The sequence below is a fragment of the Inquilinus sp. CA228 genome, from assembly GCF_052078665.1.
GTDB lineage: Bacteria > Pseudomonadota > Alphaproteobacteria > DSM-16000 > Inquilinaceae > Inquilinus.
Genome location: NZ_JBQJIK010000116.1, coordinates 1 through 18,338, shown reverse-complemented (window position 1 = coordinate 18,338; position 18,338 = coordinate 1). Strand labels below are relative to the sequence as shown.

Sequence of the window (18,338 nt, the reverse complement as noted above, 5' to 3'; positions counted from 1 at the left end):
CTCCCGCAAGGGGAGGGGGGACTAGGAAGGAATGGTTCAGAGACAGGCGGGGCGCCTACTTCATCGTCGGCATCACGAATTCGGCGCCGGCGCGGATGCCGGTCGGCCAGCGGGTGGTGATGGTCTTCAGCCGGGTGTAGAAGCGCACGCCCTCCGGCCCATGCATGTGGTGGTCGCCGAACAGCGACGACTTCCAGCCGCCGAAGGAGTGGAAGGCCATCGGCACCGGGATCGGCACGTTGATGCCGATCATGCCGACCTGGATCTGGTGCGCGAATTCGCGCGCGGCGTCGCCGTCGCGGGTGAAGATCGCCGTGCCGTTGGCGAATTCGTGGCCGTTGATCCAGCCGGCCGCGGTCTCGTAATCCGGCGCGCGGACGACCGACAGCACCGGCCCGAAGATCTCCTCGCGATAGATCTTCATGTCGGTGGTGACGTGGTCGAACAGCGAGCCGCCGATGAAATAGCCGTCCTCATAGCCCTGGCGGCGGAAGTCGCGCCCGTCGACCACCAGCTTCGCCCCTTCGGCGACGCCGGAGTCGATGTAGCCGCGCACCTTGTCGAGATGCTGGCGGGTGACCAGCGGCCCCATCTCGGCCTCCGGGTCGGTGCCCGGGCCGATGGCCAGGGCACGGACCCGCGGCTCCAGCCGCGCCAGCAGGGCCTCGGCGGTCTTCTCGCCGACCGGGACGGCGACCGAGATCGCCATGCAGCGCTCGCCGGCCGAGCCGTAGGCGGCGCCCATCAGCGCGTCGACCGCCTGGTCGAGATCGGCGTCCGGCATCACGATCATGTGGTTCTTGGCGCCGCCCAGCGCCTGGCAGCGCTTGCCGGTGCGGGCCGCGGTCTCGTAGATGTAGCGCGCGATCGGGGTCGAGCCGACGAAGCTGATCGCGGCGATGTCGGGGTCGAACAGCAGCGCGTCCACCGCCTGCTTGTCGCCATGCACGACGCTGAACACGCCGTCGGGCAGCCCGGCCTCCTTCAGCCAATCGGCCAGCAGCAGCGAGGCCGAGGGGTCGCGCTCCGACGGCTTCAGGATGAAGCAATTGCCGCAGGCCAGCGCCACCGGGAACATCCACATCGGCACCATGGCCGGGAAGTTGAACGGGGTGATGCCGGCGACGACGCCGAGCGGCTGGCGCATCGCGTGGCTGTCGACGCGGGTGCCGACATTCTCGGTGAACTCGCCCTTCAGCAGCTGCGGCGCGGCGGTGGCGAACTCGACCACCTCGATGCCGCGCTGGACCTCGCCGCGGGCGTCGCTCAGCACCTTGCCGTGCTCGGCGGTGATGGCGGCGGCCAGCTCGTCGGTGCGCTCCTCGAGGATACGCAGGAAGCGGTTCAGGATGCGGGCGCGGCGCAGCGGCGTGGTGCCGGCCCAGCCGGGGAACGCCTCACGGGCCGCGGCGACCGCGGCGCGGACGTCGTCGACCGAGGCCAGGGCGACGCTGCCGCTCTGCTGGCCGGTGGCCGGGTTGAAGACCGGGGCGGTGCGCCCGCTGCTGCCCGCGAACCGGCGGCCGGCGATGAAATGATGGATCTCGGTCGGCATTGTCGTCTCCTCCACTGCTGCCGCCACCTTCCCGCTTTACCCGGCGCGCATCAACGCACAGGATCGAGCAACCGTTGTGCGGGACTTGAAGTCATGGACTGGGACCATCTGCGCGTCTTCCTGGCGGTCGCCCGGCACGGCCAACTGCTGGCCGCGTCGCGCAAGCTGGGGCTGAACCACGCCACCGTGGCGCGCCGGCTGGATGCGCTGGAGGCCGATCTGGGCACGGTGCTGTTCGACCGGCGGCCGGCGGGGTCGGTGCTGACCCAGGCCGGCGAGCGGCTGCTGCCGGTGGCCGAGGGCATCGAGACCGCCCTGCTGGGCGCGGCGGAAGGGCTGCGGGACGACGAGGCGGAAGTGGCGGGCACGGTGCGCATCGGCGCGCCGGACGGCCTCGGCAACCACTTCCTGGCGCGCGAGCTGGGGCGTTTCGCCCGGCAGTATCCCAGCCTGACGGTCGAGCTGGTGCCCCTGCCCCGCAGCTTCTCGCTGTCCCGGCGCGAGGCCGATTTGGCGATCGGGCTGGACCGGCCGATCGAGGGCCGGCTGATCGTGTCGCGGCTGACCGATTACAGCCTCGGCGTCTATGCCGCGGCCGACTATCTCGCGGCGGCGGGCACGCCCGCGGATGCCGACGGGCTGGCCGACCATGTCGTGGTGACGGGGGTGGAGGACTACGCCTACGCCCCGGCGCTGGACTATGCCTGGGCGCTGGAGGACCGGTCGCCCCGGCGCTTCCGCTGCGCCAGCGTCACCGGGCAGATGGAGGCGGTGCGGGCCGGGATCGGCATCGGCGTGCTGCACGACTTCGCCGCCGCCGACATGCCCGGGCTGGTGCGGATCCTGCCGGAGATCGGCTTCCGCCGCAGCTACTTCATGCTGTCGCATCCGGACAGCGCCGGGCTGCGGCGGGTGGCGCTGTGCCGCCAGTTCATCACCCGCCGCTTCGAGGAGGAGCGCCGGCGCTTCCTGCCGCAGTCCTGAAACGGGTCCGGGCAGGCTGCTCCCCCGCAGCCTGCCCGGCGCCTGGGATGGCGATGCCGGCTACCGGCTGGCCACCCCGATGCACACGTTCTGCCTGGCTGTCCGTCTCCGCCGCATGACGCAATCTCAAGGCCGGGTCGGTCTGATCTTGCGGGTCTGCCCATTCACGACAACCGTGACCGGATCGAGGGTCAACGCGCGGTCTGCGATGACGTCGAAGCTGGTGACCATCCCGTTTCTCCAGGAAGCATTCACCTTGTATCCGCCTCTCGCCCGGAGCCCGCGGAAACTGCCCGCGGCACGCCAGGCCGATGGGCAGGCCGGAAGCAGCCTGATTCTGCCGTCGTGGCTCTGAAGCAGCAATTCGACCATCGTGCCGGAGATGCCGAAATTGCCATCCATCTGAAACGGCGGATGATTGGCGAACAGATTGTCGAGCGTGTTGTGGCGGAACATCCCCCGCAGCATCGCATAGGCCCTTTCCGGTTCACCAAGACGGGCGAACAGGGCAAGGCGCCACGGCCATGTCCAGGACCTGCGACTGTCGCCCGTGACCGTATCGACGCCAATCGGCTCGCCATTGGGTGCCCCGCACCGTGCGTTGAGGGACTTCAGTGCGGCCGCAGCAAACGATGGCGTCTCCGACGTGTTGATCTGACGGCCCGGATAGATCGCGAACAAATGCGAGGTGTGCCGGTGCAGATCCGTGTAGCTGTCCCGATCGGTCTGCCACTCCTGCAACTGGCCCCAGCGTCCGATCTTGTTGGGCGCCAGGCGGCTCCGCAGATCGCGAACCGTGGCCTGGAAATCGGCATCCCGATCCAGCGCGGCCGCCATATCCAGGTAGTTGGTGAAAAGATCCCAGATGATCTGCTGGTCATACATCACGCCGTCTTCGACCGGACCATGCTCCGGCGACCATCCTTGCGGCGACAGCAGTCGAAGCTGGCCATCGACCATTTGCTCGATCAGCCGGTCTTGCCAGAACTGGCAGATCTCCTTGACCAGAGGGTAGGCGCCGCGCAGATAAGCCATGTCCTGAGTGAAGGACCAGTGTTCATAGACATGCTGCATATACCAGGCGCTGGCGACGGTGTTCCAATGCCACGAATTGCCGCCGAACGGACTCTGGCTCGTTCGGGCGGTCCAGCCTCGGATATTGGCGCCGAACTTCAGGCGGCTGGCCACACGACTGGGCACGGCAACCTGCTCAATGAAGTCGATCAGCGGCAGATGGCTTTCGGGCAGGTCGGTGGTCTCCGCCGCCCAATAGTTCATCTGAACATTGATGTTGGTGTGATAGTCCGAGCCCCATGCCGGCTGGTTTTCGTTGTTCCACAATCCCTGCAGGTTCGCAGGCAGGCCGCCCGGCCGTGAGCTGGAGGCCAACAGGTAGCGTCCGTATTGGAACAGCAGCTGTTCCAGCTCCGGATCGGCCGAGCTGCCGTCCTTGAACCTGGTGAGCCGCCTGTCCATGGGCATTGCGACAACCGAGTCGTCGCTGCGCCCGGTGTTGATCGACACGCGGTTGATGATCGCCCTGAAGGCCTCGACATGGGAGCCAAGCAATTGCCGGAAGCTGCGCCCGCTGGCGGCATTCAAGGTTTCCGCGGCCGTCTCGGCCGGCGCCTTGCCGCTTCGCCAGCCCGCGCCGGCGCTCAACCGGTAGTCCGTCCTCAGATCGATCCGCAGCTCGAGTTCATGGCAATCCGTGAACCGCACGCGGCCGCTCTCTCCACGGATCCATCCACCGGCGCTGCGGATGCGCAGATCCGCCGCGTAACGCAACGAGTTCCGCATCGTATTGGCGAAGGTCAGCCGGTCGCCTGAAGGCGATGCGGTGACCGTCGTGCGAGGTTCCTGCGGATCATCGTCCTGCCCGGACCTCAGGGCGATGGTGCCGGACATGCCGGCACGCCCCTCCGCCCGATAGCGCAGGACGAGAATGTCAGCCTCGCGGCTGGCGAAAGCCTCGCGCAGGTTGCGAGCACCGACGGCAGAGAAGCTGGTGATATGGAGCCCCGTCATCGGATCCAGCAAACGCCTGTAGTGTTCTGCCGCGCCACCACTCAGGGCAACGCCGGAGAGTGCGACTTCCGCGAACTGGAAATGGCTTACCCCCGCAACCGGGAAGAAGACGAACCTGTAATGCGTGAAAGCCCGTCGGTTTCCGAACGAAAACAACTTGGTTTGGAATCTGTTTTCAAATGATTGCTGCTGCCGGATATCCAGTACCGTCCAGTTGCCCCCATCCAATGAACCTTCGAAGCGCCAGTCCCGTGGGTCGCGCTGCGGCTCGTCATTCGCACTTGTCAGTGAATAAGATTGGACGGATGCCGCTACCGCCAGCCTGACTTGCCAAAGCACCTGGGAAGGAGGGGAGATGATGCACCATTGGTGTTGGCATTGCCGTCATATGTCTGGGCCACCGTTTCGGAGCCGTTGGAATCCTGATACGGGCCGCCAGGCGCCGTCACTATATTCTGCAGGACGCGATCAAACGACAGCTCAAGTTCGCCGAAGTTACGATAGCTGCCGAAGCCAGTCACGCTGGTATCGAAGGCGTCATCACTTACGCCGGCGATGGCATTGTCGTAGTTGTTGACCCCGCCCCACAGGCTTTGCTCGTTGAGCTGGATCCGGTCCGTATCGACGCCACCGAACAGCATGGCGCCGAGCCGGCCGTTGCCGATGGGCAGGGCCTGGCTCTGCCAGTCGATGGCCGGCCTGTCGTACCACAGGGCGCTCCGCGGCACCGCCGGGATCTCGAGGGGCTGACGGGCATGGGCCGAGCCAGTTGGGCCGACCATCGGCTGGAGAACCGTGGCGATGGCTGCGGTTCCACCTGTGGCCAGGAAGGTACGGCGGCTCACTCCGCCTTGTCGCCTTGCCATTCTATCGCTCTCCTGCGCGATGGTGATTGCAGCCAAGTCGCCAACCGCCCGGCTCCAGACCACGCTACCGGCTGGCCACCCCGGGGCAGGAATTCTGCCCGTCCAGCGACCGCAGATAGGCGGTCACGGCCCCGACGCCGGCGGGCGGGACCCGGCCGCCATGCGCGGCGCTGAGGCCGGGGCGGAAGACGTCCCGCAGCGTCGCCGCCTGGCCGTTGTGGAAGTAGGAGGAGGACTGCCAGACGCCGGTCAGCGTCGGCGTGTCGAAGCCGGAGCCGGGCAGCGGCTGGCCCGATCCGGTGCCGGAGGATGGCTGGACCGTGCCGACGTCGTGCCGCTGGTTGTCTTGGCTGACGGCGGTGCCGTGGCAGGTGGTGCAGTTGGCGGCCTGGGCCAGCATCTGGCCCATCCGCGCCTCCAGGGTCAGGCACCCCTGCGCGGTCCGGTACGGGCTGCGCTGGAAGGTGCTCAGCGACGTGACATAGGCCGCCAGGGCGTCGAGATCGGCGCTCTTGCCGGCCTTCTTCGGGCCCAGCGGGTTGATGGTGCTGGCGTAGTCGGCGTCGGTCATGAAGCCGGCGCCTTCGAACTCGTCACGGATGTCCTTCTCGAAGTCCTGCAGCTCGTCGAAATTGCCGGTCCAGTGCAGCTTGCCCATGGCCGGCCCGACGCCTTGCCGGCCCTGCAGCGAGATGGTGCGGCGCAGCCCCTCGCCGCGCTGGGTGAAGTCCCAGACCATGCCGTCGCTGTCGCCGTCGACATGGCAGCTGGCGCAGGAGATGTAGCTTTCGCTGCTCATCCGCGGGTCGGCGGCGTTGTAGAAGATCCGCTTGCCGACCAGGACAGTGGTCGGCAGCGGCTCGGTCGCCACGGTGGCGATCACCGTCGGGGCCGGGGTGATGAAGTCCTCGCCGGTCAGCACCTTGCCGATGTCGTGGACGGTGACGCGGCGGTCGAGGAAGGCGTTGACGAACAGCCGCTTCCGGGTGGCGTCGAGATAGAGGCCGTGCGGCGTGCGGCCGATGCCGGCGATCGACCCGATCACCGCGCGACGATACGGATCGACGATCTCGACGCTGTTCGATTCCATCTCGGCGACGAAGACGTAGTTGCCGGTGGGGGCGAACAGCGCGGCGCGGGCCGGCGCCCGGTTGTTGAAGTCGATCTGCTCGGCGAAGACCTCCTTGCCCTGCGCCAGGTCGAGCTGGGACAGGATCGAGCGCACGGTGGTGTCGGCCTTGAGGTCGATGGTCTTGCGGAAGCGCCCCTGGACGATGTTGTCCTTCTTCGACGGCAGGATGGCGCGCCGCCCGTCCGGGGCGATCACGACCTGGTTCATGTAGTTGGCGACGCCCGGCGCCGCGGCCTCGGTGGCCGGCGTCGTCGTGTCGACCGGCAGCGCGATCACGGTCGCCGCGGCGTTGGTGGCGAGGTTGACCTTGTAGACCTCGCCCCGCGTCATCTTCGAGCGGAAGCGGGTGACATAGGCGGTCTTCGAATCCGCGCTGACGGCGATGCCGCGCACGTCGCCGCCCTCCGGCAGCGTCACCCGGCGGGTGATCGCGCCGGTCGACGGGTTGAACACCGCCAGCACCGACTTGCCGGCCAGGGTCAGCAGGCCCTTGGTGCCGTCCGGCGTGAACACCACGCCATAGGGCGCGCTGCCATAGTCCAGCGTGAAGGTGCTGACCGCCTTGGTCAGCGGGTCGATGCGCAGCAGCTTGTCGTCGCCCTGCACCGCCACCCAGAGCTTGCCGCCGGGCCCGAGGGCCAGGGTCTTCGGCTCCTTGCCGACCGCCAGCTGCCAGGACTTGGCCAGGGTGGCGGCGTCGATCGCGGCGATGGTCCCGGCATCCGGGTCGAGCGCATAGACCGCCGTGGCGTTGCCGACGATGTTGCTGCTGTGCGTCGGGGCTGCGGCGGTGACCGGATAGATCACGCTCTGGATGAAGGAGAACGAGGTCTCGGTACCGTCTTCGGTGGCCACCGTCACCGAGACGGTGTAGTTGCCCGGCGTGGCGTAGGTGTAGCGTGCGATCGGGCTGGCCGCGGTGGTGGTCAGCGGCGGGCTGTCGTCGCCGAAGTTCCAGACGTATTTCGCTCCGCTGAGGCCCAGAGCGGCCGGGTCGAGCGCGATCGCCTTGGCGACCTGCTGCTGCGGCAGCACCGTCGGGCGCGGGTTGAAGATGCCGTCGATCTCGGTGTCGGTCAGCACCCGCTTGTAGACCCGGACATCGGACAGGATGCCCTTGAAGGCGACCGGGTTGCCCTGGATCTGGCCCAGCATCTGCAGCTTGTCGAAGATGCCCATGACGCCGGGGGTGCCGGTCGAGCTGACCTTGACGCCGTCGATGACCATCGCCTGGGCGCCGGTGGCGGAATCGCGGGTCATGGCGACCTGGTGCCACTGACCGTCATTGATCGGCGCCGTCGACCGGGTGACCGGATTGCTGGCGTTGCGGTCGCCGACCGACAGGTTCAGATAGCCGGCATTGTCGATCCAGCCCCAGAACACGTCATTGGCCCCGCCGGCCTGGTCGCGCCCGAAGACGCCCGGGGCCTGCCACGGATTGCTGTTGCCGATCTGGCTGGTCTTCATCCGGAAGCTGACGGTGGCGGTGCCGCCCAGCGTGTAGGCGATGCTGTCGCTCTCCAGCTCCACGCCGGTGGTGCGCGGCGTGAAGTCCAGCCCGCCCTCGGCGTAGCTGTCCTGGCTGCCGGCCTTGCCGTCATTGGCGCCGGCCACGTCGGTCAGGGTGCTGGCCAGCGGCCAGCGGTTGACATAGGCGGTCGGGACCGACTGGCTGCCGGTGGTGAAGCTCGAGGCGAAGGCCTCGGCGAGGCTGTTGCCGGCGTAGTCCTTCAGCCCGCCGGCGGTCAGCACCACCTCGTATTCGGTGTTGAGCTGCAGCGGCTCGGCCGGGGAGAAGTTGATGATGCCGAGCTGGACGCTGTAGGTGCCGGCCAGCGCCGCCCCGCCCTTGGGCCGGACGATGAAGCTGTCGGCATTGACCGTCTCCGGCAGGATGCTGTCGGTCAGGGCCAGGCCGATGCGCGAGGTCTGGGCCTGGTGCAGCACGCCCGCGGCCGGCGACACGGTCAGCACCGCCGGCGGCGTCGTGTCCAGCGCCTTCTGGTGCGGCCGGAAGGCGGTGTTGGTGCCGTGGTCGCTGCCGACGAAGACCAGGTTGCCGAACATCGCGACCTGGCCGAGATCGGGGTCGCGGTTGCCGCGCGGCGGCACGGTGGCGTTGTCCGGCACCCGCTCGGACCGCGCGACCTCCGGGTAGGAGGCGGGGTTGGTGATGTCGAGCCTGAAGATGTAGCGCTGCGCCCCGACGATCAGATGGTCGTCCTGGGCGGCGCAGTAGAGGCCCTCCTCGATCGGGGTGTTCTCGTTCTCGACCACGACCTGGCGCGGGTTCGACAGGTCGTAGCCGGCCATCCTGCCGTCGCCGTTCCGGCCGGAGGTGTAGAGCTTCCGGCCGTTGAAGCAGGTGGCGTAGTAGCTCGGGAAGGTGGTCTTGCCGCCGATCACGGTCGGGTTCAGCGGGTCGGAGATGTCGAGGCTGGCGAAGCCCGACGACGTCTCCATCGAGGTCAGCACCATCTCGTTGCCCATGGCGAAGACCGGGCCGGCGCGGAAGCCGCCCAGCTCGCCCACCGGCAGCGGGTTGGGCCGGCCGTTGCCGCGGTCGGCGATCCTGGCATTGGCCGGGTCGCGCGCATCGACGATGAACATGCCCCGGCTGGCCGACGCCACATACAGGTATGGGGCCTGCCAGTACATCTGCCAGTTCACGTCCTCGTAGTCGCCGGCATTCACGCCCGGCAGGACCAGCTTCTTGACCTGCTTGATGTCGTTGATGTCGGTGAAGTCCCAGAACTCCACGCCGTAGATGCTGGGCACGGCGATGTAGTCCTTGCCGCCGATCGTGGCCTGGCCGAAGGCGTGCGGCTCGCGGAACTCCCTGGTGCGGCCGTCCGGCTCGAAGATGGTCTTGACCAGCTTGATGTCGCGCGGATTGCTGACGTCGTAGATCAGGAAGCCGCCGGTCGCCTCGCCGCTGTCCGGCGCGAACAGGGTCACGAAGTAGCCGTTGTGCATCACCCCGACATTGGTGCCGTAGGGCTTCTGCGGGCTGGTGTTGCCGGGGATGGTGTACTGGACGACCGGGATGCCGTTCTGATAGGTCCCGTTGTTCCAGTCGATCGTCGAGATCTCGCGGAGCAGCTCGGCATCGGTGTAGGTGAGGTTCCCCAGGCCCGGCCCTTCGAGAGGAAGAGGATCTTGCGCGGAGGCCGGCAGGCCGGGGGCCAGAGACACGGAGACCAGGCCGGCCAGGAGGGCCAGTCGACAGGCGTTCATTTTCTCCCCCTTCTTCCCTTATTCCGTCTCTGCCGTCGAAGCAGCGGCCTCTCAGGTGGAGCGGGTATACGCGTCCAGTCCTATCGACGATGCAGCGTCCGATTTGCTGTGTCAATAAATCTCAAATATTGAAATATCTTTCAAATGCCGCCTTTGCCATGAGCCAACAGCGTCTAACAACGGCTAACGGGCGGTCGTCGGGGCCGCGGCCCACATGCCCTGTCAGGACTTCCCATTCCTGACGGCGCGAGCCGCGGAGACTCAAGATGCTGCTGTATCTGCTGGCCTATCTCGGCGGCGTGCTGACCATCGTCAGCCCCTGCATCCTGCCCGTCCTGCCCTTCGTCTTCGCCCGGGCGGACCGGCCGTTCCTGAGCAACGGGCTGCCGATGCTGATCGGCATGGCCGTGACCTTCGCCGCCGTCGCCACCCTGGCCGCGGTGGCCGGCGGCTGGGCCGTCGCCGCCAATGAGTGGGGCCGCAGCGCCGCGATCGCGCTGCTGGCGCTGTTCGGGGCGACGCTGCTGGTGCCCCGCCTGGCCGACCGGCTGACGCGGCCGCTGGTCGTGCTCGGCGGCCGGCTGTCGCAGGCCGCCGACGATGTCGGCGCGCAGCGCTCACCGGTGCCGGCGTCGCTGCTGCTGGGCGTCGCCACCGGCCTGCTCTGGGCGCCCTGCGCCGGGCCGGTGCTGGGGCTGATCCTGACCGGCGCCGCGCTGAACGGGGCCAATGCCGGGACCTCGCTGCTGCTGCTGGCCTACGCCCTGGGGGCGGCCACCTCCCTGGCCCTGGCGCTGCGGGCCTTCGGCCGGATCTTCGCGGCGGTCAAGCGGTCGCTCGGCGCCGGCGAATGGATCCGCCGCGGCCTGGGCGTGGCGGTGCTGGCCGCCGTCGCGACCATCGTCCTGGGGCTCGACACCGGCCTGCTGACGCGGGTGTCGCTGGCCGGCACGGCGTCGATCGAGCACGGGCTGATCGACCGCCTGCAGCCCGCGGCGACGCAGGCCGCCGGCCAGCCGGCCCCGCTGCCGGTCGTTGGGTCCTTCCCGCCCCTGACCGGCGCGGCCGACTGGCTGAACTCGCCGCCGCTGACCCGGGAGGGGCTGCAGGGCAAGGTCGTGCTGGTGCAGTTCTGGACCTATTCCTGCATCAACTGCCTGCGCACCATCCCCTATGTCCGCGCCTGGGCCGAGAAGTACAAGGACTTGGTCGTGATCGGCGTGCATTCGCCCGAATTCGCCTTCGAGCGCAACGTCGACAACGTCCGCAAGGCCGTGGCCGAGCTGAACATCGGCTACCCGGTGGCGATCGACAACAGCTACGCGATCTGGCGGGCCTTCGGGAACCAGTACTGGCCGGCGCAATACATCATCGACGCCCAGGGCCGGATCCGGCACGAGCATTTCGGCGAGGACGGCTATGACGAGTCGGAGCGGGTGATCCAGCAACTGCTGGCGGAAGCCGGGCACGCCGATGCCGGCGGCGGGCTGGTCGCGGTCAGCCCCGCCGGCGTCGAGGTTGCCTCGGACACCAACGACGTCGGGTCGCCCGAGACCTATGTCGGCTTCCGGCAGGCGCAGGGCTTCGTCTCGCCCGGCGGCGCGGTGCCGAACGCCAGCCATGTCTACGAGCCGGGCCTGCCGCGGCTGAACCGATGGGGCTTGGCCGGCGACTGGACGGTCGGCGGCGAGCGGGCCTCACTGAACCAGGCGGGCGGCGGCATCGTCTACCGCTTCCATGCCCGCGACCTGCATCTGGTGCTGGGGCCGGGACCGGACGGCAAGCCGGTGCGGTTCCGCGTCACCGTCGACGGCGCGGCGCCGGGCGGCAGCCACGGCACCGACACCGATACCGACGGCCAGGGCACGGTGACGGACCACCGCCTGTACCAGCTGGTGCGGCAGAGCAGCCCGGTCGCCGACTGCAGCTTCGAGATCCGGTTCCTCGATCCCGGCGTCCAGGCCTATGCCTTCACCTTCGGATAGGCCGTGCACGCTTCACGGCGGCGAATGGCGACCGACATCGCGTCACGAAAATTTCATACCGGCACGGTGGTGGTGAAGGCGGCCGGTCGATAGGACTGCAAGGATAAGCGCGCCTGGGAGAGAGCGCGTACAGCCCTTTTTCGATCCTGGAGCTGCCGATATGGCCGGCGTTGGCGCCCCGATTCCCTCCACCCCCCGAGTCGGGTCCGCGCGGTCCGCATCCGGCATCCTGCCGGCACGGCTGCGGCTCGGCTGCAGCGCCCTGGCCCTGCTCGCCGGGCTGGCGGCGCTGGCGGTGGCGGCCCCGCCCGCCCGCGCCGACGCCACCAAGATCATCGGCATGCGGCTGGTGCGCGGCGACAGCCCCGCCGCGGCCGGTAGCGGGGGCGGCAATGGCGGCAGGAGCAACAGCATCGTCGCCAGCGCGCTGGCGCGCGCCGCCTCGGCCGGCAAGCCGAAGACCCTGTTCGACGGCATGCGGCTGCAGCGGGTCGAGAGCGGCGCCAACAACCCGGTGATCGACGCCACCAACAAGCTGATGACGATCGAGCAGCTGAAGCCGAAGGCGATCATCAGCTGGGACCGGTTCAACATCGCCGGCGGCGAGACGGTGAAGTTCGACCAGAAGGGCAACCGCGACTGGGCGGTCCTGAACAAGATCGGCCAGGCCGACCCGTCGCGGATCGACGGCGCGCTGAAGGCCGACGGCCATGTCTACCTGATCAACCAGAACGGCGTGATCTTCGGCAACGGCTCGCGGGTCAATGTCCGCAACCTGGTGGCGTCGTCGCTGAAGATCACCGAAGAGCAGTTCACGCGCGGCATCCTCGACACGCCGCGCGGCCTGGATGAATCCGGCAACCCGATACCCCTCCCCGTCTTCAATGCCGAGGGCAACGGCGAGCCTGGCCAGATCAAGGTCGAGCGCGGCGCGCTGATCGAAGGGCCGGAGAACGGCAGCGTCATGCTGCTGGGCGGGTCGGTGGTCAATGCCGGCACCATCCGCGCCCCCGCCGGGCAGGTCGTGATCGGCGCCGGCCGCCGGGTCTATGTCGTTCGCGCAACCGAGGCGCCTGGGGGCGAGCAGTATCCGCGCGGCGTCGCGATCGAGGTCAATTCCCTGCGCGATCCCGACTCCCCCACCGCCGACCGGGTGGTCAACACCGGGACGATCGAGACGCCGCGCGGCGGCAACATCTCGATCGCCAGCCTGCTGATCGACCAGAACGGCCGGCTGTCGGCGACCACCGCGGTGCGGGCCGGCGGCTCGATCCAGCTCAAGGCCGCCACGGACCCGGTCTACAACCCAGCCGCCCCGTTGATTCGGACCGGCTCCGGCAAAGTCACCTTCGGTCGCGGCAGCAGCACGACCATCCTGCCGGAAGACAGCGCCGAAACCATCACCGATCCCGAGCGGTTCGAACATTCGAAGGTCCAGGTGATCGCCGGCGCCGGGACCATGGAGCGGGGGGCGGAGATCCGAGCCCCGGCGGGCGATGTCGAGATCGAGATCGCGGCAGGCACCTTCGACGGCACGCCGAACCGCTTCACCATGGAGCGCGGCAGCCGGATCGACGTGTCCGGCACCACCTCGACCGAGGTGGCGATGGAGCGCAACCAGGTCTCGATCACGCTGCGCAACAACGAGCTGAACTCGCCGCTGCAGCGCAACGGCTTCCTGTTCGGCAAGACGGTCAATGTCGACGTCCGCGAGGGCTCGCCGATCGGCAGCATCGACGGCTATCTCCAGAGCGTCGGCCGCACGGCGGTGGAGCGCAGCGCCGTCGGCGGCACCGTGTCGATCGGCTCCACCGACGCGACCCGGACCGGCGAGGTGGTGATCCGCGACGGCGCCACCATCGACGTTTCCGGCGGGCAGGTCAGCTACCGCGGCGGCTGGCTGGACACCACCCAGCTGGTCGGCGCCGACGGCCGGGTCTACGACATCAGCGAGGCGACGCCCGACATGCAGTATGTCGCCTTCGCCGAGCAGCGCTTCGGGCAGCAGAAGATCTACGGCCCGCGCTGGGAGGGCGGCTACACCGACGGCATGGATGCCGGTTCGGTCAGCATCACCACCGGCGCCGGGGTGATCGACGGCCGGATCACCGGCCGGACCACGGCCGGGGCGCGGCAGCGGGCCCGCGACCAGCTGCCGGCGCTGGGCAGCCTGAAGCTCAACCTGACCGGCCCGGTCGACGTCGGCTTCCGCCCCGGCGGCTCGGGGCTGACCGAGGGATTCGGACCCGGCGATGCACTGCCGGAGGATCTGCAGGACCGGCTGGTGCTCGACCCGTCGCTGGTCGGCACAACCGGGGTAGACCGGATTGCGGTCACCACCCGCGGCGGCGACATCGAGGTGCCGAGCGGCGTGACCCTGCGCACGGCGCCGGGCGGCTCGGTCGACCTGCGCTCGCAGCCGATCGAACTCAACGATGAGAGCATTACCGACGAAAGCTTCGGCGACATCGTCGTCGCCGGGGCGATCGAGACGCCGTCGGGCACCATCGCCCTGGGCGGCGACAACATCATCCTGGCATCCGGGGCGCGGCTGACGGCGCGCGGGCAATGGGTGAACGACCGGATCGACGCGCAGGGCAACCCGTATCCCGGCGGGACGGGCCCGGTGGGTGCCGCATTGCCGGATGGCGGTTCGATCAGCCTGGGCGCGGTCGGCGACCTGACGCTCGAAAGCGGCAGCCTGATCGACGTCTCGGCCGGCGGCTGGGTCGCGACAGACGGGTCGCTGACCGGGGGCAACGGCGGCGACGTGCTGCTGACCTCCGGCCGCTACATCGACCCGGCTGCGGTGTTCGGCAAGAGCGGCAGCAAGCTCGCGCTCCGCGGCGAGATCCAGGGCTATGGGCTGGACCGCGGCGGGTCGCTGACCCTCCGCACCGAACGGATCTGGATCGGCGGCGGGCTGGCGCCGGAGGGGGCGCTGGTGCTGGACCCCGGCTTTCTGAGCCGCGGGGGCTTCAGCGACGTGACGCTGCAGGGCTATCGCGGCGTCACCGTGGCGCCGGGCGCGGTGGTGACCCCGGCGGCGGCGACGCTGCGGCTGAATCCGGACTATCTGTGGCGCGCCGGCGGCAGCGACGTGTTCGGCTTCGCCCGGCTGGAGGTGCTGCCCGAGGCCCTGCGCCCGGCGGGGTCGCTGACCCTGATCGCCCGTGCCGGCGTGCTGCTGGACGATGATGCCGGGGACGGCGCCGACGTCGAGTTCGGCGAAGGCTCGGTGGTGCGCCTGGGCATGGGCGGGTCGGTCACCGCAGTGGCGGCGCGCACGGTGCGGGTCGACGGCACGATCGAGACCCCGGCCGGGACGATCGACCTGAGCGGCGGCGTCACCGTCGACAACCCGGCCGCGGCATACGATCCGGAGGCGGGTGTCCGCATCGGCCGCACCGGCCGGCTGCTGGCCCGCGGCGCGGTCAGGCTGGACCCGACGACGGACGGGACCCGGCGCGGCACGGTGCTGGACGGCGGCACCATCTCGCTGCGCGCCTACAACGGCGCCGTGATCGTCGAAAGCGGCGCCCTGCTCGACGTCTCCGGCGTCTCGACCGAGCTCGACCTGCGCAGCATGACCATGTACGGGCTGAGGCTGCGGCCGCAGACCGTCGCCAGCAACGGCGGCACGATCCGGCTGGCGGGCAGCGAAGGCCTGTTCGTCGACGGCACCCTGCTGGGCCGCGGCGGCGGCGCCGGCGCCGATGGCGGCAGGCTGATCACCCAGCTGATCCCGAAGCAGCAGAATGCCGCCAATCGCCGCGGCGTGCCGGCTGGCTTCCTGCGCGTGCTGACCGTCCGGCAGTCCGGCCTGTCCGACGCTGCCGCCGACGGCTACAGCGCCGACACGCTCGGCGAGCTGGCCGGCCAGGGCTTTGTCGCCGCCGACACGGTGATGGGCGGCGGCTTCGGCAGCTGGGTGATGGCGAGCGAAAGCGTCGTCACCTTCGACGGCGACGTCGCGGTCAAGCTCGGCCGCGAGATCCAGGTCTCGGCCGCCACCATCAGCGCCAGCCCGGATTCGAGCGTCCATCTGGAGGCGCCTTACGTCTCCTTCACCAACACCGTGAGCGAAGGGTCGGGGCGCAGAGGCCTGGCGTTGACCGGGCTTGTCAACCCGGCGACCCAGCTCTCGATCCTGGCGGATCTGATCGATTTCGGGTCCAGCCCCGCCCGTCTCGGCGGCCGCTACCGCTTCGGCACCGGCGACCGCATGTTCGGCGGCTTCGCCACCGCCCGTTTCGAGAGCCGCGGCGATATCCGCTTCACGAGCGAGGGCGGCAGCCTGGACACCGCCGGCGACCTGGTGTTCCAGGCGGCGCAGCTGTACCCCACCACGGACGGGAGCTTCACCGTCAACGCCCTGGGCACCGTCACCGTGCTGCCGAACGGCAGCAAGGCCGACACGCCGATGTCGATCGGCGGCGAGCTCATCATCCAGGCGCCGGTGATCGTGCAGAACGGCACGATCCGGGCCCCCCTGGGCCGGATCGTCCTGGGGCTGGAGAGCAACCCGGACCCGACGAGCGTCACCCTCGGCCCCGGCAGCCTGACCTCGGTCTCGGCCGACGGGCTGATTGCGCCCTACGGCCAGGTCCAGAACGGCTCGCTGTGGCTTCGCTCGGGAGGCAGCAGCGTGAGGATCGACGGCCTCGAGGCCAAGGAGGTGCGGCTGCGCGGCGACGACGTGACCATCGCCGAAGACGCGGTGATCGACTTGCGCGGCGGCGGCGAGGTGCTGGCGAGCGAATTCGTCCCCGGCCCGGGCGGGCCGACCGATGTGCTGATCGACCCGAACAGCTTCGCCGTGATCCCCGACTATGACGGGTACGCGCCGCTGGATCCCTACTACACGGGCGGGAAGCCGGCCAGTCTCCCAGTTCCCGAATTCGATCAGGACATCCCGGTGGTCGATTCCACGGACTCCGTGACCGGCCAGTATCTGCGCCAGGGCGCGAACACCTCGCTGCGCGTCGGCGACCGGGTCTATCTATCGGGCGGCGGCGGCCTGCCGGCCGGGACCTATGTGCTGCTGCCGGCGCGCTACGCGCTGATGCCCGGCGCCTACCGGGTGCGCGCCTTCGACGGCATCCTCGACATGCTGCCGAAGATGAACGGCCGGGCGCCGGATGGCAGCGCCTATGTCGCCGGCCGCCGCTCGGTGCTCAACACCGGTGTCTCCGACACGCGTTGGAACGGCTTCCAGATCGAATCCGGCGCGGTGCTGCGGCAGCGGGCGCAATACGACGAATACGACGCCACCAGCTTCTTCCAGTCCGAGGCCTTCCTGACGCGCCAGCAGACCGACGGCAGGGTCGTCCCGCCGCCGATCCTGCCGATCGACGGCGGGACGCTGGTGGCCAACGCCAGGCAGACCCTGCAGCTGGACGGCACCGGCCGGTTCGCCCCGGCCGAGGGCGGGCGCCTGGGCCGCTTCGACGTCGCCGCTGCGAAGATCGCGGTGGTGTCGGAGACCGCCGACACAAAGGGCCTGGCGGATCAGGGCTACCTGCTGCTGCAGGCCGAGCAGCTGAACGATTTCGGCGTCGGCAGCCTGATGATCGGAGGCGAGCGCAGCGCCGCGACGCCAACCGCAACCGATCCGCGCGGCGGCACCCAGGTCACGGTCTCGGCCAGCGACGTGATCGTCCGCAACGACGGCACCGCGCTGGAGGGGGCGGAGATCCTGCTGGCCGCCAGCAATACGGTGACGGTCGAATCGGGCAGCGTGATCCGGACCACGGGGACCGATGCCGGCCAGGGCGACACGCTGCGCCTCATCGGCGACAGCGCGCTGCTGCGCCTGTCCACCGGCGACCGGGTGGACGTGGTGCGCGAGAGCATCGGCAACGACCCGACGGGCACCCTGACGCTCGAGGAGGGTGCGGCCGTCCTGGCCACGGGCAGCCTGACCCTCGACGCCACGGGCGACACCGTCCTGGCCACCAACCGGATCGCCGGCGGCCGCGCCATCGACGCCGCCTCGGGGCGGATCAGCTTCGGCGACGCGCCGGACGGCACGCCGGGCCTGGTGTTCCGCGACGGCACGCTGGGCGTGCTGGCGCAGACCGAGACCCTGACCCTGCGCGGCTACAACGGCATCGACTTCTACGGCGACGTCACCATCGGCGCCGGCCAGGGCGCGGCGCTGGAGACGCTGTCGCTCGACAGCCCGGTCCTGACCGGCCATGGCGGCAACGCCACGGTCAATGCCGGCACGGTGCGGCTGCGCAACACCGGCGACGCCTTCGACGGCGACGTGCCGCTGCAGGGCGGCAGCCTGACCATCAACGCCACCACGCGCCTGGGCACCGATGGCCGGCCGGTTGCCGGCACCGGCCGCATCGACCTGGCCGACGGGCCGGTGCGGATCGCCGGCTTCGCCGCGGCGACGCTGGCGGCCGACGAGCGGATCGTCGGCACCAGTGGCCTCGGCACCGCGACCGACCTCGCCCCCCGCATCGGCAGCGAGAACCGGCTGCAGGCGGATGGGACGCTGACGCTGGTCGCCGCGGCGCTGTCGGCCGGCGCCGGCTCGG

The 18,338-nt window shown here is 69.5% G+C and carries 7 protein-coding genes; 3 read left to right on the top strand and 4 right to left on the bottom strand.

Going from position 1 to position 18,338, the window contains the following annotated elements; genetic code table 11:
* Nucleotides 1-55: 55 nt before the first annotated feature.
* Nucleotides 56-1,555 carry a CoA-acylating methylmalonate-semialdehyde dehydrogenase gene (locus ACTOWL_RS35385; protein WP_441326004.1) on the bottom strand — a complete coding sequence of 500 codons (1,500 nt, stop codon included), beginning with the start codon at nt 1,553-1,555 and terminating at the stop codon, nt 56-58.
* 93 nt (nt 1,556-1,648) lie between these two features.
* Here ACTOWL_RS35385 and ACTOWL_RS35380 point away from each other — a divergent pair, with 93 nt between their 5' ends.
* Nucleotides 1,649-2,539, top strand: coding sequence for a LysR family transcriptional regulator (locus ACTOWL_RS35380; protein WP_441326003.1), 891 nt, complete (start codon nt 1,649-1,651; stop codon nt 2,537-2,539).
* Nucleotides 2,540-2,665: 126 nt separating this feature from the next.
* Here the strand turns inward: ACTOWL_RS35380 and ACTOWL_RS35375 are convergent, their stop codons facing one another.
* From ACTOWL_RS35375 to ACTOWL_RS35365, 3 genes are all read right to left on the bottom strand, one after another.
* Nucleotides 2,666-4,795: a glycosyl hydrolase family 95 catalytic domain-containing protein gene (locus ACTOWL_RS35375; RefSeq protein WP_441326002.1), complete on the bottom strand. Its 2,130-nt coding sequence runs from the start codon at nt 4,793-4,795 to the stop codon at nt 2,666-2,668.
* 83 nt (nt 4,796-4,878) lie between these two features.
* Nucleotides 4,879-5,469: a glycoside hydrolase N-terminal domain-containing protein gene (locus ACTOWL_RS35370; protein ID WP_441326001.1), complete on the bottom strand. Its 591-nt coding sequence runs from the start codon at nt 5,467-5,469 to the stop codon at nt 4,879-4,881.
* Between the two features lie 28 nt (nt 5,470-5,497).
* Nucleotides 5,498-9,802 (bottom strand): Ig-like domain-containing protein, encoded by a 4,305-nt coding sequence (locus ACTOWL_RS35365; protein ID WP_441326000.1) that lies wholly within the window; start codon nt 9,800-9,802, stop codon nt 5,498-5,500.
* A gap of 266 nt (nt 9,803-10,068) precedes the next feature.
* Between ACTOWL_RS35365 and ACTOWL_RS35360 the strand changes: the two genes are divergently transcribed.
* Both ACTOWL_RS35360 and ACTOWL_RS35355 read left to right on the top strand, forming a co-directional pair.
* Nucleotides 10,069-11,787, top strand: coding sequence for a cytochrome c biogenesis protein DipZ (locus ACTOWL_RS35360; protein WP_441325999.1), 1,719 nt, complete (start codon nt 10,069-10,071; stop codon nt 11,785-11,787).
* A gap of 160 nt (nt 11,788-11,947) precedes the next feature.
* Nucleotides 11,948-18,338: two-partner secretion domain-containing protein (locus ACTOWL_RS35355; protein WP_441325998.1), on the top strand; the 6,391-nt coding region annotated here is incomplete at its 3' end.

Coding starts and splice junctions, on each gene's coding strand:
- ACTOWL_RS35360 (WP_441325999.1), top strand. CDS start 10,069: ATGCTGCTGTATCTGCTGGCCTATCTCGGCGGCGTGCTGACCATCGTC.
- ACTOWL_RS35385 (WP_441326004.1), bottom strand. CDS start 1,555: ATGCCGACCGAGATCCATCATTTCATCGCCGGCCGCCGGTTCGCGGGC.
- ACTOWL_RS35365 (WP_441326000.1), bottom strand. CDS start 9,802: ATGAACGCCTGTCGACTGGCCCTCCTGGCCGGCCTGGTCTCCGTGTCT.
- ACTOWL_RS35380 (WP_441326003.1), top strand. CDS start 1,649: ATGGACTGGGACCATCTGCGCGTCTTCCTGGCGGTCGCCCGGCACGGC.